The sequence below is a fragment of the Polyangium sp. 15x6 genome (assembly GCF_029960785.1).
Taxonomy (GTDB): Bacteria; Myxococcota_A; Polyangia; order Polyangiales; family Polyangiaceae; genus Polyangium.
Genome location: NZ_JASBQE010000020.1, coordinates 12,075 through 33,186 on the forward strand (window position 1 = coordinate 12,075; position 21,112 = coordinate 33,186).

Consider the following 21,112-nt stretch of genomic DNA (forward strand, 5'->3'; position numbering starts at 1 on the left):
CCTACGCCGAGCTTCATGCGTCTACGGACCCGCTTCGACAAGCTGCTCCGCACCTCGATCCTCGGATTGCCGGCGCTCGCCCTTGCCTTTGCCGCGGCGTGCGGCGGCGAGCCGACCCCGCCCCCGGCCAATCCCGAGCCGCCGCCCGCGGCGACGCCCACGCCCGCGCCGACGGAGACCCCGACGGCCGCGCCCGAGACGCCTCCGCAGCCCACGGCGACGGCGTCCGCCGAAGCGCCGCCCCCGCCGAAGTCCGTGGAGGAGCGGCCGCCGGTGCTGATGAGCTCCGACAAGGAGCTGCAATCGATCTTCACCACGAGCCCGGGCGCGAAGCTCGAGCTCGGCGACGATTCGGGCCGCGCCGTCTTCCGCCTTCGCGAAGGCTCGCTCGGCTCGCCGCACATCATCACGTTCAAGATCGATCCGAAGGGCAAGTCGACCGGCGTGCCGATCGGGAAGATCTACCGGCTACTCGTGCAGATCGAGAACTCGCCGGATCTGCCCACGCTCGAGACCCTGGACAAACCCTTCGAGTTCAGCTTCCCCGCGGGCAACAAGAAGGACGCGAACCTCGCGATCGGCGAAGTGAAGGTCGACGACAAGGGCCGCGAGAAGATCACGTGGACGGTCTACGCGCCCGAGAAGATCGACGACGCGACGGGGACGGCGTTCTTCAAGATCAAGGCGATCGGCAATTACTTCATGCACGTCACGGCGAAGCCCCCGACCGAGGCGCCCAAGTGAAACGCGCCTGATCGAGCGCCCAGCCGAACAAAGCCACCCCGAGATCGAGCGCGCTCCTGCCGAGCGCGCGCCGATCGACTCGTTCACCCGCGAAATAATCCATCCCTGCCCGCGCGAGCGCGTGCGAGCGCGTGACCCATCGCTCGATCACGGGGCGCGCGCCGCCGTACACGAAAGGCGCCGCGCGCGCGCGCAGGCGTAGATCCAAACCGAGGCGGCTCTCGCGGAGCACCGCGGGGAACGAGGCGAACGAGAGGTCGCCCGCTTCGAGCGCGCGCGCGAGGTACGGGCCCGCGACGGAGCCATATTGGATCGCCTGCGCGATGCCCTCGCCGAGCGCCGGATCGATGCCCGCCGCCTCGCCGACGAGGAGCACACGCGGCCGCGCGAAGGGCTCGTGCAAGGAGAGGCCTCGTTCGGCGAAGCGTCGCAGCGAGGACGCGGGCACGGCCGCGCCCTGGTCGCTCGCGCGAGCGAGGAGCCGCTCGGCCGGCGCAGGCTCGGTCGCGGCGCGCTCGGGCACGCCCTCGGCGCGGAGCTCGTAGATGCCACGACAAACCATGGGCCGTCCGTGGACGAGCGTCGGAAAATCCCACGCGTACCCGGGCAAACCCCGCGCGGCCATGTCGAAATGGAGGATGTCGCGCGGGCCGTCGCCGCGAGCGTCGGGGGTGTCGACCTCGACGGCCTGGGCCATGAACGCGCCGCGCGGCAAGCCGAGCGCGCGCCGCACGACGCTACCGACGCCGTCGGCGCCGATGACGGCGCGGGCGCGGATCTCGCCGATCGAGGTCTCGATCCGCGCGTCGTGCTCGCCGATCACGAGGCCCGTGACCTTCACGCCGTCGCGCACGCGTATGCCGCGCGCCATGGCCTCGCGCGCGAAGGCGTGATCGAACTCGAAGCGGCGGACGACACGGCCGATCGGCCCTCCGTCGGCGCGCGCGGCGAGCCTTCGGCCCGAAGCGTCCACGGACAAACCGTGGATCGAGACCGACGGGACGTCGACACGCACGCCGATGGACGCGAGCAGCCGATCCGCGCGCGCGCCGATCGCACCCGCGCAGATCTTCTCGCGCGGATACGTCGCTCGTTCGAGCACGACGATCCGCTCGGCGAGCCGGGGCGCGGCGCGCGCGAGAAAAAGCGCCGTCGAGATGCCGGCGGGGCCTCCGCCGACGATCACGATCTCCGCGTCGAGCATGGCGCCGAGCGGGCTCAACCCATGGGGAACTCTTCGCCCTCTTTGGGCGCGCCCGCGCGGATCATCGTGCCGACGCCGCGCGAGGTGAAGAGCTCCGCCACCACGTTGTGCGGGACGCGGCCGTCGATGATGTGCACCGTCTCCACGCCGCCCTCGAGCGCGCGCAGGATCGACGCCGCCTTCGGGAGCATGCCGCCCGTGACCGTGCCGTCACGCATGCGCGCGTCGAGCTCCTCCGCGCTCATCTCCGACACGAGCAGGCCCTTCGAGAGGATGCCCGCGACGTCGGTCAGGTAGATGAGCTTGCGCGCGCCGCACGCGACCGCGACCTCCGCGGCGACGGTGTCGGCGTTGATGTTGTACGTGTTCCCGTCCTTGCCGAGGCCGATCGGCGAGATGACGGGGATGTAGCCCTTGCCGAGCAAGAGCTCGAGCACGTCGGGATCGACCCGCGCGACTTCGCCGACGTAGCCGAGATCCTTGCCGGGCGGCATGTTCATCTTGCGCGCCTCGATCAGGCCGCCGTCCTTGCCGGACAAACCCACGGCCTTCGTGCCCGCGCGCGCGAGCGAGGCGACGACCTCCTTGTTGATCTGGCCCGTGAGGACCATCTCGACGACACGCAAGCTCGCGGCGTCGGTGACGCGCAAGCCGTCGACGAACTCGGTCACCTGCCCCATCTGCTCGAGCGTGCGCGAGATCTCCGGGCCGCCGCCATGCACGATGATCGGCCGCAGACCCACGGCCTGGAGCAGGCGCACGTCCTCGGCGAAGCGATCCTTGAGGTCGGCGCGCACCATCGCGGCGCCGCCGTACTTGATGACCGCGCGCGTGCCGGCGAAGCGCTCGATGTAGCGGAGCGCCTGCACGAGCGTGTCGGCCTTGAGCTCGGGCGTCTTGTGGTCGAGGCTCGGATCGCGGCGCACCGGGCCCTCGGGGTCGACGAGCACGGCCGCGTAGTCGGCGTTGATTCGTACGTAATCGTAGGAAAGGTCGCAGCCCCAGGCCGTGGCCTCACCGAGCCCCTCGCCGACCACGATGTCGACGAAGACCTCTTCGCCGCGGAGGAGCGCGCGGAGCGCGTCGGCGTCGAAGGGCTGCGGCTTGCCCTGCGCGTAGACGAGGATGTTCTGCAGGCGCACGCTCGCCACGGTCGGATCGAAGCGAATGTGCTGCTCGGCCGCGCGCGAGCCGACCGCCGCGAGGACGCGGCCCCAGTTCGGGTCCGTCCCGAAAAACGCGGCCTTCGCGAGGTTCGATTCGGTGACGGCGCGAGCGAGCGCGCGCGCGGAGGTGAGGTCCTCGGCGCCGCGCACGGTGACCGTGATGAGGTGCTGCGCGCCCTCGCCGTCACCGGCGATGGTGCGCGCGAGCTCGCGGCAGATGTCGATGAGCGCGGCGGCGAAGCTCTGCGCTTCGGGCGAGTCGCGGCGCGTGATCGGGTCGTTCTCCGCCATGCCGTTCGCGAGCACGAGGACCTGATCGTTCGTCGACGTGTCGCGATCGACGCTGACCATGTTGAAGGTCTCGTCGACGGCCGCGTGCAGGATCGAGTCGAGCACGGAGACGTCGATGGCCACGTCGGTCACGAGGAACGCGAGCATCGTGGCCATGTTCGGGTGGATCATGCCCGAGCCCTTGGCGATGCCCGCGATGCGCACGCGATCACCGCCGAGGAAGATCTCGCGCGAGGCGAGCTTCGTGCACGTGTCCGTCGTGAGGATCGCCTCGGCCGCGGGCGTGGGATCCTGGCCGAGCTTGGCGATGAGGCCAGGGACCGCGGCGGAGACTTTTCCATGCGGCAGAGGCACGCCGATGACGCCGGTCGAGCACGTGAGGACCGCGTCGACGGGGACGCCGAGCGCGTCGGCGACGGACGCCGCCATGCGCTGGTTCGCCTGGACGCCTTCCTCACCCGCGAGGCAGTTCGCGTTGCCGCTGTTCGCCACGATCGCGCGCGCGTCCTTGCGAGGCAGCCGCGCGACGTTCCAGTCGACGCACGCCGCGCGCGACTTCGAGCGCGTGAAGCATCCAGCCGCGACGGCGGGGACCTCCGACAGCACGAGCGCGAGATCGGGGCGTTTGACCTTGATGCCGGCAGAGGCCCCGGCGAACGAGAAACCAAGCGGTATTTTCACGGGCCACCTCGGGATAGGGGGAGCCGCGGCGCGCATCGCGACGCGGGGGAGCCCTTCTTGGGTCTGTCAATGCGTCGAAAGCGGCGGCGCGCCGATCATGGCGCAGAGGTTCTGGAGCGCCTGGGAGGCGGCACCCTTCAGCAGATTGTCGAGCGCAGACGTGACGACGACCGAGCCTCGCTCGGCGTCGGCACGGACGCCGAGGCGCGCATACGGGGTGTACGCGACCTGGGCGAGCGTGACGTCCTCCGGCGCGCGGACCTCGACGAGGTCGGCGGGGGCGTACGCGCGGCGGAAGAGCGCCTCGATCTGGTCGTGCGGGATCGCGCCGGAGAGGCGCGCGAAGGCCGTGACGAGCAGGCCTCGACGCACGGGCAAGAGGTGCGGGACGAACGTCACGGAGGCGCGCACGCGGCCCGCGCGGGAGAGCGCTTGCTCGATCTCGGGCGTGTGCTGGTGGTTGCCCACGCGGTACGCCGAGAGGTTCTCGTCGACCTCCATGAACAGGAGGCGCTCCTCGACCTTGCGGCCCGCGCCCGAGACGCCGCTCTTGCCGTCGACGTACATCGAAGCCGGGTCGATCGCGCCCGCCTCGACGAGCGGCGCGAGCGCGAGGATCGCGGCCGTCGCGTAACAGCCGGGGTTCGCGATGAGGCGCGCGTCCTTCGCGCCGCCCGTGCGCGTCGAGGCGGAGGCGACCTCGGGCAAACCGTAGTGCGCCTCGGCGAGGAGCTCGGGCGCGGGATGCTCGAAGCCGTACCAGCGCGGATACGCGGCCGGATCTTCGAGGCGAAACGCGCCCGAGAGATCGACGACGCGCACGCCGTGCGAAAGGAGCTCCGGCGCGAGCTTGGCCGAGACCTCGGCGGGCGTCGCGAGCAGCGCGACCTCGCTCTGCCGGGCCACGGCGACGGCGTCGCTCATCGGCGCGACAGGGAGCTTCCCGACGCTCGCGGGCACGCGGACGCGCTCGCCGAGCTTCGATCCCTGCCATCGATCCGCGGCGACGCCCGCGAGCGAGAGGGACGCGTGTTCGGCGACGAGCCGCGCGAGCTCGCTGCCGGCGAAGCCGCTGACGCCGAGGATCGAGACGGGGACTTTGGACGCGCTCACGGGCGCGCTTCCCTACTGAGCGACGACGCCCTTGTCAAACGGTTGTGCATGCTCGCCGCGTGATGGCACCTCGGTTGCTCGTCCGAGTCGAAAGCGAGGTGACCTGTGCGGATCCGAAGCAACGTTGGCGCCCGGGACGGACGATATAGGAGAACGAATCGCGGCGCGTGGCTCTTTGCGACCGTCATCGCATTGTCGATGCTGGCCGTGGGCTGTACCGCGACGCTGTCGGCCGGGCCCCCGAACGTGGGCGGCTACGACGTAGCGTATGCGAACGCGGTTCCCGTCGATGTGGATACGTACCCGGCCGTCCCGTATCGGGACCGGCTCGCTTACCTCGTCGAGGGACGCTGGTACTGGCCGACGGACAATGGCTGGGTCGTGTTCCTCGAAGAGCCACCTGAGCTCGCGAATTACCGCACGAATGTCCAGACCGCGCCGCGCGCCGTGCCGCCGCCCGCGGTCGAGTACGGCTACCCGCCGGTTCGTCCCACGAAACCGCGCGAGATCCATCGCGAGTATCGGCCTCGTTGACCGATGACAAACAGGGGAGGTTTTTCATGCGCAATTCGATCCTGAAATCGGCAGGCTCGGCGGCCTTCATGCTCACGCTCGCGGCGAGCACGGCGGGATGCCCGGTCGGCGACGACGTGTACGTGGTGTTCGGCAACGAGTCGGGGAGGGTGACGCAACGCTGGTCCATCGGAGGCCGCTTCGACCGGAGCCTCTGCCGGACCTACGGCGCCGATCGCATGGAGCTCGTCATCCGCGACATGTCCGACCGCACCGTGGCGCGCGCGTATCAGCCCTGCGAGGAGATGCAGATGAGCGTGAGGCTGCCCGAAGGGATGTACAAGGGCGACGCGACGCTCATCGCGCGCGACGGCTCGGAGGTGAGCACCACGCTCGAGCTGCTGCCGTTCCGCATCATCGCGGACACCACCACGCCCGTCGACACCGACTTCCCGACGTCGTCGATGCTGACGGTGCTCTCCGTGGACGCGGTCGCCGCGAGCGAGGACGTCGACGAAGAAGCTCCCTGATCCAAGGGACGCACAGCCGGGGGACGCGAGACGCGTACGGAGGCCGAAGCGTCGGCCTTGATCTGCGTCCCCATCTTCATCCATGCTCTCCGCGCTCGCCTCCTTCGTCCCGGCAAGGCGGCGCCGCGCCCACGTGCTCGTACCCGACGCGCTTTTTCACGGCCGATACCGCGTCATCCGCTGCATCAAGGCGGGCGGCATGGGCGCCGTGTACGAGGCCTTCGACGAGGCGACGCGGCGAAGGCGCGCGCTCAAGGTGATGCTGCCGGGCACCATCGAGGACCCGATCCTGCGCGAGCGTTTCGCGCAGGAGGCCACGATCACGGGCGGCATCGAGAGCGACCACATCGTCCAGGTCTCCGACGCGGGCATCGACGAGAGCACGAGCATGCCGTTCCTCGTGATGGACCTGCTCTCGGGCGAAGAGCTCGGCAGCATGCTCGCGCGGAGAGGCGCCCTGCCGCCGGCCGAGGTCGTGCTCTATCTGGGACAGGCGGCGATCGCGCTCGACAAGACGCACGCGGCGAACATCGTGCACAGGGATCTCAAGCCCGAGAACCTGTTCATCACGACGCGCGACGACGGAAGCCCGTGCGTGAAGATCCTGGATTACGGCGTCGCCAAGGTGATGGTGGAGACGACGTTCCAGAGGCGCACCGCGATCGTCGGCACGCCGCTCTACATGGCGCCCGAGCAGGTGCAGGGCGACGGCGCGATCGGCCCACGCGCCGACGTCTACGCGCTCGGCCACCTCGCCTACACGCTGCTCTCCGGCGAGGCGTACTGGATGAGCGAGGCGAAGAGTTCGCTCTCCTTGTTCGTGCTCTTCAAGCGGATCATGGCGGGCCCGCCCGAGCCGGCGACGACCCGCGCGGCGCGGCGCGGCGTGCGGATCACGCCCCCGTTCGACGCCTGGTTCTCGCGCGCCACGAACCTCGAACCGCAGAGGCGCCCCGAGCGCGCGACGCAGGCGATCGCCGAGCTCTGCGAGGCCCTCGGCGTCGTGACCTCGAACGCCACGATCGCCGTCGCTCTGCCCCCGCCGTCGACCCCGCGCTTCACGCCGCCCATGCCCGCGCGTCCGGCGCCGGCCCCTGAAAAACCGCTCCTCCATGCGGACAAACCTCTCCTCTACGCCGACGCGCAGGCTCCCGTCTCGGTGCCGTCGAAGCCGCCGAAGAGCAAGGCGAAGCCGGTCGACGAGTCGTGGGAGGACAACGTCCCGCTGTTCCGGGATCCGACGACGGGCGCCTACAGCGAGCGCTACCTGCGCCTGACGCTCGACGAGGCGATCGCGAAGGCGAAGATGAGGGGCACGAAGTTCTCGATCGTCGTCTTCGAGCTGCCGCTCCGGGGCCTCGATCCGACGCGGGACAAGGCGACGATCGAGGGCGATCTGCGGGAGCTCGTGACCACGCTGCACGCGCTCTACGGGCGAAAGAACTTCCTCGGCCGGTATGGCCCCTCGAGCCTCGTGCTCATCGTGCCGGACGCGGGCAGCAAGTTCTCGCGCGCGCTCGCGAAGGCGCTCAGCGAGAAGCTCCGCGAGGAGTTCGGCAAGCGCAAGGAGACGCGGCGGCTCACGCTGCGGCTGCGCGTGGGCGCGGAGCGGGTCGATCCGCTGGAGAAGTCGGCGATCGATTTGATCGAGCGGGCGGCGCGGGCTGCATTGCAAAGCGACGCCTGACCTATGCGTATTGCCCTCGCCTGCCTCGGCCTTCTCCTCGCCGCGTGTACGAAGGCCCCGGAGGCCGCCGCCCCGCAGGCCGAGGGCAAGGAGACGTATTCGTTCCCGGCCGAGTTCGAGCCGCACGCGTCGATATGGCTCGCCTGGCCGACGTACGAGAACAAGGCGGGCCACCCGACCGAGCCCGTCGTGGAGAACATCCTCCGCGCGCTCCACGGCCACGTGTCGGTCGACCTGCTCGCCCAGGACGACGCGGAGGCGCGCGAAATCCGGGAGCGGCTCGCCCGGGATGCCGTGCCGTCCGATCACGTACGAATCCACGCCATGCCGCATGCGGACATCTGGCTGCGCGACATGGGGCCGATCTTCGTGAAGACGAGCGGCGGCGGGCGCGCGGTCGTCGATTACGCGTTCAATGCCTGGGGTTATCCCGGCTTCGATCGATCGAGCCGGACGGGCTTGATCGAGGATGCCGTCGATCGAAACGTGGCCGCGTTGCGGGGCCTCTCGGTCGTGCGATCGAGCCTATCGAGCGAAGGGGGCGATCGGGAGTTCAACGGCGCGGGGACGTTGATGCTCACCGAGCGGGTGGAGCGGCAACGAAACCCGGGGCTGTCGCGCGAGCAGATCGAGGCGGAGTTCCGGCGGACGCTCGGCGCGACGCATTTCGTGTGGCTGCCGCAAGGAATCGCGGAGGACGATGCGACCTGGGAAGGGCCGCTCCCCGGCGGCATCTACACGCCGCTCACGCCCGGAGGGCACGTCGACGAGTATGTGCGGTTCGCCGACGCCCACACGATCCTGCTCGGCGAGGTGACCGAGGACGAGGCGCGGGAGGATCCAATCCGCGCCATGACGCGCGAGCGGCTCGAAAAGGCGCGCGCGGCGATCGAAGCGACGGGCGATCAGGACGGCCGTCCTTTCCGGATCGTGCGTGTCCCGATGCCCGAGCCGCTCTATGACACGCTCGGCCCCGGAGACGGCGTCTACGAGTCGATGAAGAAGATGCGATACACGAGCGGCGTGCCCTTTCCGAAGGGCTCGCCGGTGCGGATCATCGTGTCGACGAGTTACCTGAATTTCCTGGTCACGAACGGCGTGGTCCTCGCCCAGGTCTATTTCAAGGAAGGGCGGCCAACGCGCGTGAAAGAAAAGGACGAGGCCGCGCTGCGGATCCTCGGGGAGGTTTTTCCCGGGAGGAAGATCGTCCCGATCGACGCCGAGGCCGTGAACCTAGGCGGCGGCGGCGTTCATTGCATCACGCAGCAAGAGCCGCTCTGAGCGGCTATTCGCGCACCCATTTCACCCGGCCGAACCGCGCCGCCTTGTGAAAATTCCCCATCCCGAGGATCGGGGACCAGGCGACGCCGCCGTTGTTCTGCATCGCATAAAAATTCATCCGCCAGGTATCCCCGGGCGCGGGCGGCGAGGCTTTTGCTTTCGCGAACGATTTCCAGGGGATCTTCGCCTCGACGGTATATCCCTCGTCCTTGTCCCCGTCCGCGTCGATCGTGCCGCGCAGGACGACGGCGCTTTCGAGTCCGGCGCTCCAGTCCTGATGCCCGAACGGCCCGGCGTTCCCGCCTCGCGGACGATTGTAATCGTCGAACTGCGAGTCGAAGACGAGGTTCTGCGGGTTCACCTGGATCTCGTAATAATCCTTGTTGTCGCCGTCGCCGTCGGGATCGATCATCACCTCGACGGTGTCGCGCTCCCAGAGGTGCGGATCCGGCGCGTCCGTGGGAAAACCGCCGCGGATCGTGCTGTCTTTGACGTCGAAGCCGACGTAGAGGAACTGGTCGTCCCAGAGCAGCCGCGCGCTGCCCTGCACCGGGATCCGCGGGTTTGGCGCGCCAGACGAGACGTCGACGAACGGCCCCGTGTCCGCCGCCTTCGCCCACGCAGGCTCGTCGAGCTTGCCGTCGATCGTGATCACGACGCCGGGCGCGAGCGCCTTCACGGCGATCTCTTTGATCACGCGCCGCGGATCCTCGGCCGGCGCGTTTTGCGTGTTCGCCCCGCCAACCTGTTTTTCCGGCGGGGCGATCGAATCCCGCGAGCAGGCCGCGGCCACGAGCGCGCACGCGACGAAGAGAGTTCGACGCATGCGCCCCGCGCCTCCTACTTCCGGCCCTTCTTCCGCGCGTCGCGCTCGCGCTTGCGTTGCGCCTTCTTCGCGTTCTTCTCGGCCTGACTGAGCGTGCGCATCTTCGTCATGCTCGGCCCCTCGGCGCCACCGCCCGGCATGCCCATGCCCGGCATCCCCATCCCAGGGAAGCCCGGCATGCCCATGCCCGGGAAGCCCGGCATCCCCATCCCAGGGAAGCCCGGCATGCCGCCCATGCCCGGCATGCCCGGGAAGCCGCCCGGCATGCCGCCGCCGGCCATGGCCTTCTGCATGTTCCGCATCTGGGCCATCTGCTTCAAGCCGGGGATCTTGCCCATCATGCCGAGGTTCTGGCCGAGCCCCGACATCATCTGCTTCATGAACAGGAACTTCTGCACGAGCTCCGCGACGGCCTCGGGGTTCGTGCCCGAGCCCTTCGCGATGCGCTCGGCCCGCCTCGGCTCGCGGATCAGCGCGTAAGGATCGCGCTTCTCGAACCTCGTCATCGACTGGATGATCGACTCGATCCGCACGAGCTCGCGGTCGTCGAGGTTCACGTCCTTCGGCAAACCGCCGGGGAACATGCCGCCGAGCGGGAGCTTGTCGACGAGGTCCTTGAGCGACCCCATCTTCTGGATCATGCGGACCTGCTCGAGGAAGTCGTCGAGCGAGAAGTCGCCCTGGAGCAAGCGCTCGGCGTCCTTCTCCGCCTTCTTCTGATCGACGACCTGCTCGAAGTCCTGCATGAGGCCGACGACGTCGCCCATGCCGAGGATGCGGCTCGCCATGCCGTCGGCGCGGAACTCCTCGAACTTGTCCGTCGTCTCGCCGATGCCGCTGAAGAGGACGGGCGCGCCCGTGACCTCCTTGATGCTGATCGCCGCGCCGCCGCGCGCGTCGCCGTCGAGCTTCGTGAGCACGACGCCGCTGATGCCGAGCCGCTCGTGGAAGGCGCGCGCGGTCTTCACCGAGTCCTGGCCGATCATCGCGTCGACCACGAGGAAGATGTTGTCCGGCGCGACGCGCGATTTGATCTCCGCGAGCTCCTGCATGAGCTTCTCGTCGATCGCGAGGCGGCCCGCGGTGTCGTAGATGATGACGTCGCGGCCGAGCTTCTTCGCCTCGGCCTCGGCGGCCGCGCAGATCTCGACGGGCGACTTGCCCGCGATGTTGAAGACCGGGATCTTGATCTGGTTGCCGAGCACCTTGAGCTGCTCGACGGCCGCCGGGCGCTGCATGTCGGCCGCGACGAGCATGGGCTTCTTGCCCTGCTTCGAGATGTACCGAGCGAGCTTGGCGCAGGTCGTGGTCTTACCGGAGCCCTGGAGGCCGACCATCATGAGCCCGGTCGGGCGGCCCGACGCCCACACGATGGGCTCGCCCTCGTGCGACATCATGGCCTCGAGCTCGTCGTGGCAGATCTTGACGAAGTGATCACTCGCCGAGACCTGCAGCGTCTCGCCCTCGTGCTTGACCTTCGCGTCGAGCGTGCGGCCGACGGCCTTCACCTTCACGCGGCTCAGGAAGGCCTTCACGACGCCGATCTCGACGTCGGCTTCGAGCAAGCTGAGCCTCACCTCGCGGAGCGCGGGCTCGATATTGGACTCGGTGAGCTCCGTGAGCCCCGCGAGGCGGTTGCGGGCCTGACGAAAACCTCGGGCGAGCGTGTCGAACATACGGGGGCGCTCTTTAGCACGAGGCGCGCGCATCCCGTACCCCCCAGGGCGCGTTTTCCCTTGCCTGGTTTCCGTCCGATGCTTGGGGCTACGCTCGGACAAGCCGAGCTACGCCCCCAAACCCCCAGGTCCGTCAGCGGCGGCGAAGGCGCAGCTCGGCCGCCGCCTTCTCGCAGGCCGGCATGGCCTCCTCGCTGCTCTTCTTGATTTTCTCCTCGGCCGCGGCGAGGTCGGCGAGCAGGGTCGTCGGCACCGGACCCGGGCCGCCGAGCGCGCGCTTGACGCCCTCGGTGCCCTCCTTGCCCTCGAGGAGGAGGCGGTACGCCTCGACGCAACCGTCCCGGGCGCGCAAGGCCTCGGGGCTTCGGGCCGGCTTCTTTTCGAGCACCGATAGGAGGTTCTTCCGTCCCCCGAGGTCCTCCGCGGGCGCGTCGCGGAGCGCCTCGATCGCCGCGAGGAGCGCGCGCTCCTCCTCGGCCTCGGCCGACGCGCAGCCGAGGGCAGAGACGAGGCCGAGCGCGAAGAGGAGCGTGGTTCGGAAGGTCAATCCGCGCCCACGCGCTTCGGCGCCGGGCCCATCTGGATGCGCTCGCCGATGTAGGAGCCGACCATCGTGAAGAGCACGCCGATCACCGCGAGGATGACGTACATGAAGAGCGGCAGCGTCCGCACGGTCTGCGACTTCATGAGCTGAAAGACCGTGGGGATCGCGACGAGCATCGTGGCGACGACGGGCTCGGCCACCGTCTTTCCAGGCGAGATCATGCCGAGCAGGATGCCCCCGACGAACCACACGGGCACCGCGATCATCATCCCGTAGCGGCCCTCGAAGTCGAAGGCGCTGACGACCATCGGCAAGCCGACGACGATCGCCGCCGTGAGCACGGCCTGCACGAGCAGCGCGATGCCGGCCCAGGCGACGCTGAAGCCGCCCTCACCGCGCCGCCCTTCGCCGTCGTCGCGGCTCCGGCCGAGCTCCATCGACGCGCCGCACGAGACGCACCGGCCGCTCGGCGGGACGGGCGAGTTCGTCACGCCGCAGGAGGGGCAGACGACGGAGGAAACCTTCTTCGCGGACGTTGCCACGCGCGTAGGCTAGAAAAGCGAGGGCACGAGGGCAAGAGATCCCCCGCCCGACCCCGAGGAACCGGACGGGCAGGCGGCGGAAATCCGACGCGAGGTCTGCGGAACCGGGCCCGCCCGGCGATGTCCGTCGGTTATACTCGTGACCGGAAACCGCTACGCCACCCCCACCGCCCTGCTCGTGTCCCGCGATCCGTCGCCCACCCTGACCGCGCCCCGTCCGCCGTCCCTCGACGCCGCGGGGTCCGATCCCGAGCTCGTCGCGCTGCCCGCGCCGCCGAAACGCGAGCGCACGGCGACGGTGGTGCTGATGGGGATCACGGCGCTCGCAGCCGCCTGGATGGCGTTCGTGCTCTCCGGAGAAGCGCGCTACGCGCTCACGCCGGGCCAGCTCGTGGAGGTGCCGGACCTCGCGACGCTCACGCCCGGCGCGGACATGGAGAACCGCTACGTGCGCACGTCGGGGCTGCTCGGCACGACGGGGGCGATCCGGTACGGACGCGCGGCGGAGGGAGATTCGTTCCGGCTCGCGCCGGTCGCGGGCAACGAGAAGATCTGGGTGGAGATCCGCGTGCCCGAGGGCTTCGAGGGTCCACGCTTCGTGCCGCCGACGAGCTTCGCCGGCCGGCTCGTCCCGTTCCGCAAAGCAGGCCTGCGCCACACGCGTCTGCCCGAAGCGGTGCACGCGCAGACGAGCAAGGTCGTGCCCGAGGACGCGTGGGTGCTCATCGACGGGAGCTCGCCGCGCGCGTCGCGATGGGCCGTCGCGCTGGTGGCGCTCTTCCTCGGCTTCGCTGCGTGGAACCTCGCGGGCATCGTGCGCGTGCTCGCGCGCGTGCGAGACGGCGAAGCGCGCTAGGGCGCGCCGAGGAAATCGAGCAAGATCGGGTTCACGATCTCGGGCCGCTCGAGGTGCACGAAGTGTCCCGCGCGCGGGACGATGTGCACGTGGATGCCCGCGAGGAAGTGTCGCTCGATGTCGCGCGTGAGCTCGACGCCGACGCAGCCGTCGTCCTCGCCGTGGATGTGGCTCGCAGGGACGGTCGTCTTCTCGAGGAGCAGACGCCGCGCCTCACCGAAGAGCGTGCTCGGCGTGAAGAACGCGCGGTAGTAGGCGAGGACCTCGGTCACGCGCGGGGCGATGCCTGCCTTGACGCGATCGAGGTCCTCGCGGGACGCGGCGTAGCCAGGAGACCAGTCGCGCCAGAGGCGATCGATGAGCGCGAAGTCGTTCTTCGCGAGGCCACGCTCGGCGATGCCGCGGAGCTGGAAGTACGCGGTGTACCAGGAGCGGCGGAGCTGCGCGGGGAGCGCGAACTTCGGGAGCGTGGCGCGCAGGTGCGGCACGGCGATCGTGACGAGGTGGGAGAAACGCGCGGGCGCGAGCGCGGTCGCCGCATAGGCCGCGATGGCGCCCCAGTCGTGACCGACGAGGCGCACGGGCGAGCCGGGCGAGAGTCGATCCGCGAGCGCGACGAGGTCGCGGCCGAGGGCTTCGGCGTCGTAACGACGGCTCTTCGGGACGCCGCTCGGCGCGTAGCCGCGCATCGTCGGGCACGCGACGCGGAAGCCTCGCGCGACGAGGGGATCGATCTGGGCGCGGAACGAGCGCGCGTCGTCGGGGAAGCCGTGCGCGCAGAGGACGAGCGGGCCGTCGCCGTGCACGGTGCACGAGAGCTCGACATCGCCGAGGTCGAGCGTCTTCGTCTCGAGCGTCTTCGTCTCAGCCATGCCGAGAGGCTACACGAGGCGCGCGGGAGCCGGCGAACCGCGCGACGCGCATCGGCGTGCTAGCGTCAGCGGTGATGAAGCTCGAGCTCGGGATTCCGGTCTGGCTCCTCTGCGGCATCCTCGGCGCCTGGATCGCGACGACGAAGGGCCGCGGCGGCTGCTTCTGGTTCCTTACGTGCGCGGTGCTCGGCCCGATTGGCCTCGTCTTCGCGGCCGTCGTTTCGAAGAAGTCGCAGAAGGACTGACGACGGACGTGTACGTCCCGATCGACGCTCTCGCGCGTGTCCGGCGCGTGGTGCGCACGCTCGGGTCGTGGGCGAATAGACGGGGGCAAAATCGACGCACGCCCGAACGCGCCGGACGAACGCGCTACGAACCGCCGGAGACGGCGCCGATCGCCTTGGGGCGGACGCGGCCGAAAAAGCGCGGCGATCCGTGGAGAACGAGCGCCGCGTGGTCCGCGAATTCCCCGCATGCGCCGCCGCGCGTTCACGCAGGCTGGATGCGCGGAGCCGGAGCCATCGACGGCCGCTGCCTTGCATTGCGAGGTGAGCGCGCGCCTCGACGACGAGCACCTCGCTGCTGGTCGCGAGGCGTCGTCCCCCGCGCGCGGCGCATGCCACGCGCAGGGCATCACGCGAAACAAGGAGAGGTATCTCGATGAAGAAGTCGATCAAGCTCCTCATGGCGACGGCGATCGCCACGAGCGCACCCTTCCTGAGCATCGGCGACGCGTCGGCGGACGGCAACTACTACGACTACAACCCGCGCTTCGGTCAGGTCGACGCGCGCTTCCTCGACAACGGCGACCTGCGGTTCGGGTTCGAGCAGATGAACATCCGCCGGCAGTCCGCCCGGTACTCGATCGACGCCGACCTCCAGGCGACGTACCGTTGCCAGGATCGGCGCGGAAACTTCGCGGGCGGGCCGATCGTCCTCCGCGACTCCTGGAACGACGCGAAGAGCTTCCAGGCCACCCGGCAGGGCCACGTCTACGGTGAGTTCCTCATGCCGCGAGATCGGTTCCGCGGCGCGGGCGCTTGCCGTGGCAGCTACCAGCAGCCGGTGCTCATGCGGGTCACGATCGTGAACGTGCGCCTGCTCGACGAGACGAACAACCTGCCGTACTCGCGCGAGCGCATCACGTGCGACGCGCGCGGCGACTACGGCTACGACGACGCGCAGTACGGGTACGGCCCGGGCAAGGGCGACCTCCAGTACGGGCCCGGCAAGGGCGACGCGTACTACGGCGACGACGGCCAGTACGGCCCCGGCAAGGGCGACGGCCAGTACGGCCCCGGCGGCGATCAATTCGACGTCGGCCCGGGCGACGCGCAGTACGGCGGCGACGTCCAGTACGGCCCGGGCAAGGGCGACGTTCAGTACGGCCCCGGCAAGGGCGACGTTCAGTACGGCCCCGGCAAGGGCGACGTCCAGTACGGCCCCAGCAAGGGCGACGTCCAGTACGGCGGCGACGACAGTCAGTACATCCCGAGCAAGGGCGACGCGCAGTACAGCGGCGGCAAGGGCGACATCAGCAAGTTCGACTGAGCGTCACCGTCGTCGGCTCCTCCTCCCGATCCCGGGTTTCGGTTCACCCGGGATCGGGTTTTTCTTTTCGAACCCGTGATCACCACGAGCCGTCGCGGAGCGGCTCGGCGCCGAAGAGCTCGGCGAGCACCTTGCGGTACTGATCGGCGAGCCGCACGAGGTCGTGGAAGACCGCGGCGATGTCGTGCTCGCTCGCGAACGCGGAGACGGGCTCGGAGAAGGAGAGCACGACGACGTCCCCCGCGAGCGAGAGGCGACACACGCCCGAGGTCTGATCGTTCGCCGTGAGCAAGAGCCGGTAGAACGGCTCGTGGTTCGCGGAAGGCACACGCACGAGTGGCACGCGCAAGATCACCTGCAAGCCCGCGCTGTCGAGGCGGATCGTCACCTCGGAAGGCGTCGCGTCTCCGCCGAGCGCGCGATGATGAATGCGCCACGACCGCGGCCCGGTGCGCGCCTTGTTCGCGACGATCCCGAGCGCGGTGAGCGCATCGCGCACCACGCGCTCGGCCCCGGCCGATTCGCTCTCGAACGCATGCGGCAGGAGGATCCCGCACGACTCGCAGCGATCGTTGTCTGCAGAGAACGCCTCCGTGCAGGCGGGGCAGCGATGGATGAGGGTGCGCTCGCCGAGCTCCGACGCAGGCACGTCGAGCGCGCGGAGGTCCCGCGAGAGGAGACCGACGGGGAGGATGCATCGACCACGATCGAGCGGATCCCTGCCGATGCGCCGCGCCGTCGTGATCACGCCGATCACGCGCCCGGCCGTGTCGATCACGGGAGAGCCGCCGCGCCCGGCGCGCGCGCCGAGATCCGGATCGAGCGCCGCGAACTCGCCGCCGCGCCCCTCGGCGCACACCACGGCCATCGCCGTCACGAGCGTGTCGCCGGGAGCCGCGATCAGCGTGGTGACGGGCTCGCCGAGCCGCGGCAACGGATCGGCGCGCAGCGGCAGCGGCGCCGCGCCGATCGCTTCGAGCGGGAGCACGAACGCGAGGTCCCGCTCCGCGTCCACGGCGACGACGCGCCCCGCCATGCGCCTGCCTTCCTCGGTCGAGAGCGTCACCTCGGCCTGGAAGCCCACGGTGCGCCAGCTCGTCACGACCACGCCGTTGCCGAGCGCGACCCAGCCCGTGCCGCTCGACGTCCCCGACGTCACCGTCACGACCGATCGCCGCGCGACGCCGAGCACGCTCTCCCCCGGGCCGCCGTGCTGCATGGAATCCAGGAGCGACGAGGCGATACGCGAGCTCATCCGGACGCGATCCTCTTCAGCGCCGTCATCATCAGATCGAGCGCCGCCTGCTTGGGCACGTCGCGAAGCGCGTGCGCCACGATTTCCTTCAAGCGTTGCGACGTCTGCGCCGGCAAGCGCGTCCGTGTGAGCAGCTCCGTCAGCGCGCCGAGCGCGAGGAAGTGGCGGAGCGTCGCGTCCTGCGGCGCGAGCTCGATCTCCTCGACGTACTTCGCCAGGTGCTCGCGCGCCTGCGCCGCCGTCGCGAGCGGCTCGACGATGAACGCCCGCTCCTTCGGGAGAAGCGCGCGCGCCGCGACGATCCGCTCCATCGCGAGCAGCGCCGGCTCGGCCATCGGGATCGGCGACGACGGGCGCTTGCCACCCGGCGACGCGCTCGGCCATATCGCCCGCGTCACGCCCGACGCGTTCCGGTAGAGGTACGAGACCGCGTCGGGCACGTGCTCGCCGAACTCGTAGATCGCGCGATACACCGCGGCGCGCACGAGCAGGAGCATCGTCGCGGGCCGCTCCTCGTAGCTCAGCGCCGTCGCGAGCGCCTGCGCCTGATGCAAGAGCTCGCAGAGTTTGTCCGCGGGCGTCAGCGCGCGACGCGCCGCAGCGTCGTCGAGATCCGGCGAGCCGGGGCGCGCCGGACCTTCGACCGCGGGCATCCCGGGCACCGTGCGCCGACGCGCGGCGGGCGCCGCGAACGGCATCGGCGTCGTGAGCGACGGGATCGCACCGAGGCGCGCGGTCTCCGGCGGCGGCTCGCGGTCGGGCGGAGACGGCGCGGCGAACGCGGACGTCTGCGGAACGCCGAGCCGCGCCGTCTGCGGCACGTTCTCGGGAGGCGCGAGCACCGGCGGCACGCCGTCCTCGCCGCGCCACGTATCGGAGAGGCGGAACGGCGCGAGCACCGGCGGCAGCTCCTCCTCCGCGGCGGGCCCCCGCGCCCCATCGTTCGCAAAGGCGGGCGCGAGGATCGGCGGCAGATCGTCGTCCGGCGGCGTCGCGTTGTCCGCGGGCCGGAGCGTCGAGGGCGGCGGCGGCACGACCGATCGTCGCTGCGGCGCCGGCTGCAGCGTCGAGAGCGTCCGCTTCCTCCCGAGCGACTCCCACCCGCCGCCTCCGCGCGCATCTCCATGCGCCGCGGTGCGCGCGTCGAACGACGCCACGAAGATCTCCGCGTACCGCTCCGACGTCGCCATCATCTCGCGGATCACGTGCCGCACGAGCGGCGGTGACGCGGCGCCGAGCTGCGTGACGAAGCGCAGAAGGAGCAGATCGTCCCTGAGGCACACGCGTGACGTGATCGCCTCCTCGTCGCAGAGCTCGAGCGAGAGCCGCATCGCGGGGACACGCTGGCTGCGCGGCAGACGCGCCACGGGCGACTCCACGATGAGATGCATCGACTGCATGTCGAGCGACAGGAACACGCTCGACTCCTTGCCGATGAGCGCCCAGCCTGGCCCCTCGGGCAGGTTCACCGCGCGCGCCGTCAGGTTCGACTCGGCGGAGGCGACGATGCCGAGCGCGCGCGCGTACTCACCACGCCGGAACGCCTCCGTCGCCCGCTCCAGCCCGAAAGGATCGAGCGACGCGTGCCCGCGCGGCACGAACCTTCGCATCGAGTCTTCGAGCGCCAGCGGCGCGCGGTACTCCCCGCAGGCGTCGCAGCGTGGCCCGTGGACGGGCCATCCGCACACCGTGCAGAACTCCCGGGCCGTTCGGCTCGCGGCTCCCACCGCGCAGAGGATAAAGCGAACGCGGCCCGCCGCGGGCACAATGTGCGTGCGCCGTGATCCGCGCCGCTTTTTCCGGCGCGTTCGCCCCGATCAGATCAGGGGGTTCAGGTGCAGCGGGGTCCGCGTTTCTCGCAGGTCCACCTGAATCCGGCGCACGAAATGCGCAGCGAAGGCGGCCCAGGTCACGAACGTGACCACCCCGCTCACGAGCCCCGCGTTCCGGCCGAAGCTGATCACCGTCGTCGCGAGGGCGCCGAGCAGAACGAACGCCGAGGCCACGATCGCGAGCGGCAAGAACCAACGAAGCGCGATCCGCGACCGCTCCTCCGCGCAGAGCCGCGGCAGCGCCCAGCGCAGCCACACCACCGTCAGCACGAGTCCCCAGCTCTTCATCAAGAAAAGCAGCGCGCCCACGATCTTCAGCGCGCCCGCGCTCTCCTGCGTCGCGCCTGCCACGCCCGGCAGCTGCCAGCCGCCGAGGAAGATCGCGCTCGCGATCCCGCAGGCCACGAACACGTGCGCCCACTCCCCGAAGTAGAACAGAAGCTGCCGCGCGCCGACCTTCGCGGGTGGCGCGAGCTCCTCCCCGCTCGCCTCCGCCTCCCGCAGCGCGCCCGACGCGCGCCCGTCGGCCGTGATCATCGACGTCACGTACGCGAGGAACAGCACGAACGTCGCCGGGTTCCGGAACACGAACCAGTGCCAGGGCCACCCGCCCGCGTCGAGCGGCGATCCACCCTGCCCGCCCTGCGCCGCCACGATGTCCTCGAGCCGGAGCGACCCCGTGCTCGACACGACGCACACGATCGCCACCACGGCGGGCAGCTCCTGCAGCAGCACCCGTCCTGCGCCGCGCAGACCTCGCAGCACGGACCAGCGCTCCGCCGCGAGCGACCCACCCGTCACGAACCCGAGCCCGAGCAGCGCCACGAGCGCGAGCAGAAACAGCATCCCGACATCGAGGTCCGCGCCCACGAGCCTCTGCGAGAACGGCATCACCACGAACGTCGCAGAGATCGCGGCGAACGCGAGCACCGGCGCGAGCTTCGACAGGATCGGATCCGCGTCCGGCGGCGCGATCGCCGAGGCCACCTCGCGATGCACCTCCGCCGCGAGCCGCGCGACCGGCGAGCGCGCGAGCGCCTTCTTCCCGCTCCGCTGCCCTGCGAGCCGCGACGCCACGCGCCGCACGAGCCACGCCACGAGCGCCCCGAGCGGCGTCGCGAACACGAGCAGCGTCGCCGCGGACAAACCCAGCACGATCGCCGCGCCGAGCAGATCCGAAGGCGCGCTCGCGTGGAACCCCTCGATCGAGATTGGAACGATCCGCGGCTCCGCCGCGCCGCGCCGCACCGCGACGAGCGGCGCGCGCTCCTCGCCGCTCGGGATCACGTCGGCCACGCTCGTCACCTTCACGCCCTCGAAGCTCGTGATCACGTCGCCGCCCTCGATCCGCGCCGCGGCCGCGGGGCTGTCCGGACGAACCGCCGCCACCACGAGCCCGTTCGACGTGGGTGCGTCCGGAGAAACCGTGATCCCCAGGAAATCGAGCGCCCGCTGCCCGTCGCGCTCCCGCGCCAGCGCGATCGCGCGCCGCGGCGCCTTCGGCCGCACGTCGATCGTCACCTCCTTGACCGAGCCCGTCACCGGCAACGCGCCCTCGGCCTTCGTCTCCAGCGTGACCGTCACGTCACCGTGGAACGTCGTGTGCGCCGACTCATCGCCCTGCCCGCAGAACCGCGCCACGAGCGCCTCGCTCACTGCGGCGCTCACCTTGTCGGTCGAGATCCTCGCCTTGTCGACGACGATCGTCTGCCCTTCGATCGGCGCTTCTCCGGGCCGCTTCAGCGTCCCGCGGAACGTGATCGTCGCCTCGCGCGCCTCTCCTGTCGGCAGGTTCGTCCCGAGCACCTCCAGCCGATCGCCCGACTCGAGCTCGCGCGGCGCTACGTCGACCACCCGCAGGAGATCGGGCGCGCTGTCGTTCACGTTACAGCCGCTCGCCAGGAGGCAGGCGAGGGCGAGCGTGATCCTTCGATGTCCGGGCATGACC

19 protein-coding genes are annotated in these 21,112 nt (G+C 70.3%); 8 read left to right on the forward strand and 11 right to left on the reverse strand.

What is annotated here, in order from left to right; translation table 11 throughout:
• The first annotated feature begins 15 nt into the window (after positions 1 to 15).
• A complete protein-coding gene (locus QHF83_RS16790; RefSeq protein ID WP_282418851.1) occupies positions 16 to 744 on the forward strand; it encodes a hypothetical protein in 729 nt (242 codons plus the stop codon).
• On the opposite strand, the gene QHF83_RS16795 is transcribed toward QHF83_RS16790, so the two are convergent.
• The 3 genes from QHF83_RS16795 to argC all read right to left on the reverse strand — a co-directional run bounded on the left by QHF83_RS16795 (position 710) and on the right by argC (position 5,199).
• Positions 710 to 1,966, reverse strand: a complete 1,257-nt coding sequence (locus tag QHF83_RS16795; RefSeq protein WP_282418852.1) for an NAD(P)/FAD-dependent oxidoreductase — start codon at positions 1,964 to 1,966, stop codon at positions 710 to 712. The genes QHF83_RS16790 and QHF83_RS16795 overlap by 35 nt on opposite strands.
• Entirely contained in the window at positions 1,963 to 4,086 is a 2,124-nt protein-coding gene (gene argJ, locus QHF83_RS16800; RefSeq protein WP_282418853.1) for a bifunctional glutamate N-acetyltransferase/amino-acid acetyltransferase ArgJ, read from the reverse strand. The genes QHF83_RS16795 and argJ overlap by 4 nt, the downstream gene beginning before the upstream one ends.
• A gap of 66 nt (positions 4,087 to 4,152) precedes the next feature.
• Positions 4,153 to 5,199 (reverse strand): N-acetyl-gamma-glutamyl-phosphate reductase, encoded by a 1,047-nt coding sequence (gene argC, locus QHF83_RS16805; protein ID WP_282418854.1) that lies wholly within the window; start codon positions 5,197 to 5,199, stop codon positions 4,153 to 4,155.
• Between the two features lie 207 nt (positions 5,200 to 5,406).
• Between argC and QHF83_RS16810 the strand changes: the two genes are divergently transcribed.
• From QHF83_RS16810 to QHF83_RS16825, 4 genes are all read left to right on the forward strand, one after another.
• Positions 5,407 to 5,733, forward strand: a complete 327-nt coding sequence (locus tag QHF83_RS16810) for a hypothetical protein (RefSeq protein WP_282418855.1) — start codon at positions 5,407 to 5,409, stop codon at positions 5,731 to 5,733.
• 26 nt (positions 5,734 to 5,759) lie between these two features.
• Entirely contained in the window at positions 5,760 to 6,242 is a 483-nt protein-coding gene (locus QHF83_RS16815) for a hypothetical protein (RefSeq protein WP_282418856.1), read from the forward strand.
• Between the two features lie 82 nt (positions 6,243 to 6,324).
• Positions 6,325 to 7,929, forward strand: coding sequence for a protein kinase (locus QHF83_RS16820; RefSeq protein ID WP_282418857.1), 1,605 nt, complete (start codon positions 6,325 to 6,327; stop codon positions 7,927 to 7,929).
• A 3-nt stretch (positions 7,930 to 7,932) separates the two neighbouring features.
• Positions 7,933 to 9,210: an agmatine deiminase family protein gene (locus QHF83_RS16825; RefSeq protein WP_282418858.1), complete on the forward strand. Its 1,278-nt coding sequence runs from the start codon at positions 7,933 to 7,935 to the stop codon at positions 9,208 to 9,210.
• Positions 9,211 to 9,214: 4 nt separating this feature from the next.
• Here QHF83_RS16825 and QHF83_RS16830 read toward each other — a convergent pair whose 3' ends face one another.
• The 4 genes from QHF83_RS16830 to QHF83_RS16845 all read right to left on the reverse strand — a co-directional run bounded on the left by QHF83_RS16830 (position 9,215) and on the right by QHF83_RS16845 (position 12,798).
• The gene (locus QHF83_RS16830; RefSeq protein WP_282418859.1) at positions 9,215 to 10,036 is read right to left on the reverse strand and encodes a carbohydrate-binding family 9-like protein; all 822 of its coding nucleotides are present in this window, start codon (positions 10,034 to 10,036) and stop codon (positions 9,215 to 9,217) included.
• Positions 10,037 to 10,050: 14 nt separating this feature from the next.
• Entirely contained in the window at positions 10,051 to 11,712 is a 1,662-nt protein-coding gene (ffh, locus tag QHF83_RS16835) for a signal recognition particle protein (RefSeq protein WP_282418860.1), read from the reverse strand.
• Positions 11,713 to 11,845: 133 nt separating this feature from the next.
• Positions 11,846 to 12,259, reverse strand: coding sequence for a hypothetical protein (locus tag QHF83_RS16840; protein WP_282418861.1), 414 nt, complete (start codon positions 12,257 to 12,259; stop codon positions 11,846 to 11,848).
• On the reverse strand, positions 12,256 to 12,798 hold the full coding sequence (locus QHF83_RS16845; RefSeq protein ID WP_282418862.1) for a hypothetical protein: 543 nt from the start codon (positions 12,796 to 12,798) through the stop codon (positions 12,256 to 12,258). The genes QHF83_RS16840 and QHF83_RS16845 overlap by 4 nt, the downstream gene beginning before the upstream one ends.
• A 139-nt stretch (positions 12,799 to 12,937) precedes the next feature.
• Here QHF83_RS16845 and QHF83_RS16850 point away from each other — a divergent pair, with 139 nt between their 5' ends.
• Positions 12,938 to 13,654, forward strand: a complete 717-nt coding sequence (locus QHF83_RS16850; RefSeq protein WP_282418863.1) for a hypothetical protein — start codon at positions 12,938 to 12,940, stop codon at positions 13,652 to 13,654.
• Here the strand turns inward: QHF83_RS16850 and QHF83_RS16855 are convergent.
• Positions 13,651 to 14,526: an alpha/beta hydrolase gene (locus tag QHF83_RS16855; protein ID WP_282418864.1), complete on the reverse strand. Its 876-nt coding sequence runs from the start codon at positions 14,524 to 14,526 to the stop codon at positions 13,651 to 13,653. The genes QHF83_RS16850 and QHF83_RS16855 overlap by 4 nt on opposite strands.
• Before the next feature lie 74 nt (positions 14,527 to 14,600).
• Between QHF83_RS16855 and QHF83_RS16860 the strand changes: the two genes are divergently transcribed.
• Both QHF83_RS16860 and QHF83_RS16865 read left to right on the forward strand, forming a co-directional pair.
• On the forward strand, positions 14,601 to 14,771 hold the full coding sequence (locus tag QHF83_RS16860; protein WP_272418041.1) for a hypothetical protein: 171 nt from the start codon (positions 14,601 to 14,603) through the stop codon (positions 14,769 to 14,771).
• Positions 14,772 to 15,186: 415 nt separating this feature from the next.
• A complete protein-coding gene (locus QHF83_RS16865; RefSeq protein ID WP_282418865.1) occupies positions 15,187 to 16,077 on the forward strand; it encodes a hypothetical protein in 891 nt (296 codons plus the stop codon).
• A gap of 79 nt (positions 16,078 to 16,156) precedes the next feature.
• Here the strand turns inward: QHF83_RS16865 and QHF83_RS16870 are convergent, their stop codons facing one another.
• The 3 genes from QHF83_RS16870 to QHF83_RS16880 form a co-directional block, all read right to left on the reverse strand.
• A complete protein-coding gene (locus QHF83_RS16870) occupies positions 16,157 to 17,332 on the reverse strand; it encodes a serine protease (protein WP_282418866.1) in 1,176 nt (391 codons plus the stop codon).
• Entirely contained in the window at positions 17,329 to 19,059 is a 1,731-nt protein-coding gene (locus tag QHF83_RS16875) for a hypothetical protein (RefSeq protein WP_282418867.1), read from the reverse strand. Before QHF83_RS16875 ends, QHF83_RS16870 begins: the two co-directional genes overlap by 4 nt.
• 90 nt (positions 19,060 to 19,149) lie before the next feature.
• Positions 19,150 to 21,108: an NADH-quinone oxidoreductase subunit H gene (locus QHF83_RS16880; protein WP_282418868.1), complete on the reverse strand. Its 1,959-nt coding sequence runs from the start codon at positions 21,106 to 21,108 to the stop codon at positions 19,150 to 19,152.
• Between the last annotated feature and the right edge of the window lie 4 nt (positions 21,109 to 21,112).

Excerpts from the sequence above, each read along its gene's own strand:
- ffh (WP_282418860.1), bottom strand. The coding sequence starts at position 11,712 with ATGTTCGACACGCTCGCCCGAGGTTTTCGTCAGGCCCGCAACCGCCTC.
- QHF83_RS16815 (WP_282418856.1), top strand. The coding sequence starts at position 5,760 with ATGCGCAATTCGATCCTGAAATCGGCAGGCTCGGCGGCCTTCATGCTC.
- QHF83_RS16880 (WP_282418868.1), bottom strand. The coding sequence starts at position 21,108 with ATGCCCGGACATCGAAGGATCACGCTCGCCCTCGCCTGCCTCCTGGCG.
- QHF83_RS16825 (WP_282418858.1), top strand. The coding sequence starts at position 7,933 with ATGCGTATTGCCCTCGCCTGCCTCGGCCTTCTCCTCGCCGCGTGTACG.
- QHF83_RS16830 (WP_282418859.1), bottom strand. The coding sequence starts at position 10,036 with ATGCGTCGAACTCTCTTCGTCGCGTGCGCGCTCGTGGCCGCGGCCTGC.
- QHF83_RS16870 (WP_282418866.1), bottom strand. The coding sequence starts at position 17,332 with ATGAGCTCGCGTATCGCCTCGTCGCTCCTGGATTCCATGCAGCACGGC.
- QHF83_RS16855 (WP_282418864.1), bottom strand. The coding sequence starts at position 14,526 with ATGGCTGAGACGAAGACGCTCGAGACGAAGACGCTCGACCTCGGCGAT.
- QHF83_RS16790 (WP_282418851.1), top strand. The coding sequence starts at position 16 with ATGCGTCTACGGACCCGCTTCGACAAGCTGCTCCGCACCTCGATCCTC.
- QHF83_RS16820 (WP_282418857.1), top strand. The coding sequence starts at position 6,325 with ATGCTCTCCGCGCTCGCCTCCTTCGTCCCGGCAAGGCGGCGCCGCGCC.
- QHF83_RS16865 (WP_282418865.1), top strand. The coding sequence starts at position 15,187 with ATGAAGAAGTCGATCAAGCTCCTCATGGCGACGGCGATCGCCACGAGC.
- QHF83_RS16860 (WP_272418041.1), top strand. The coding sequence starts at position 14,601 with ATGAAGCTCGAGCTCGGGATTCCGGTCTGGCTCCTCTGCGGCATCCTC.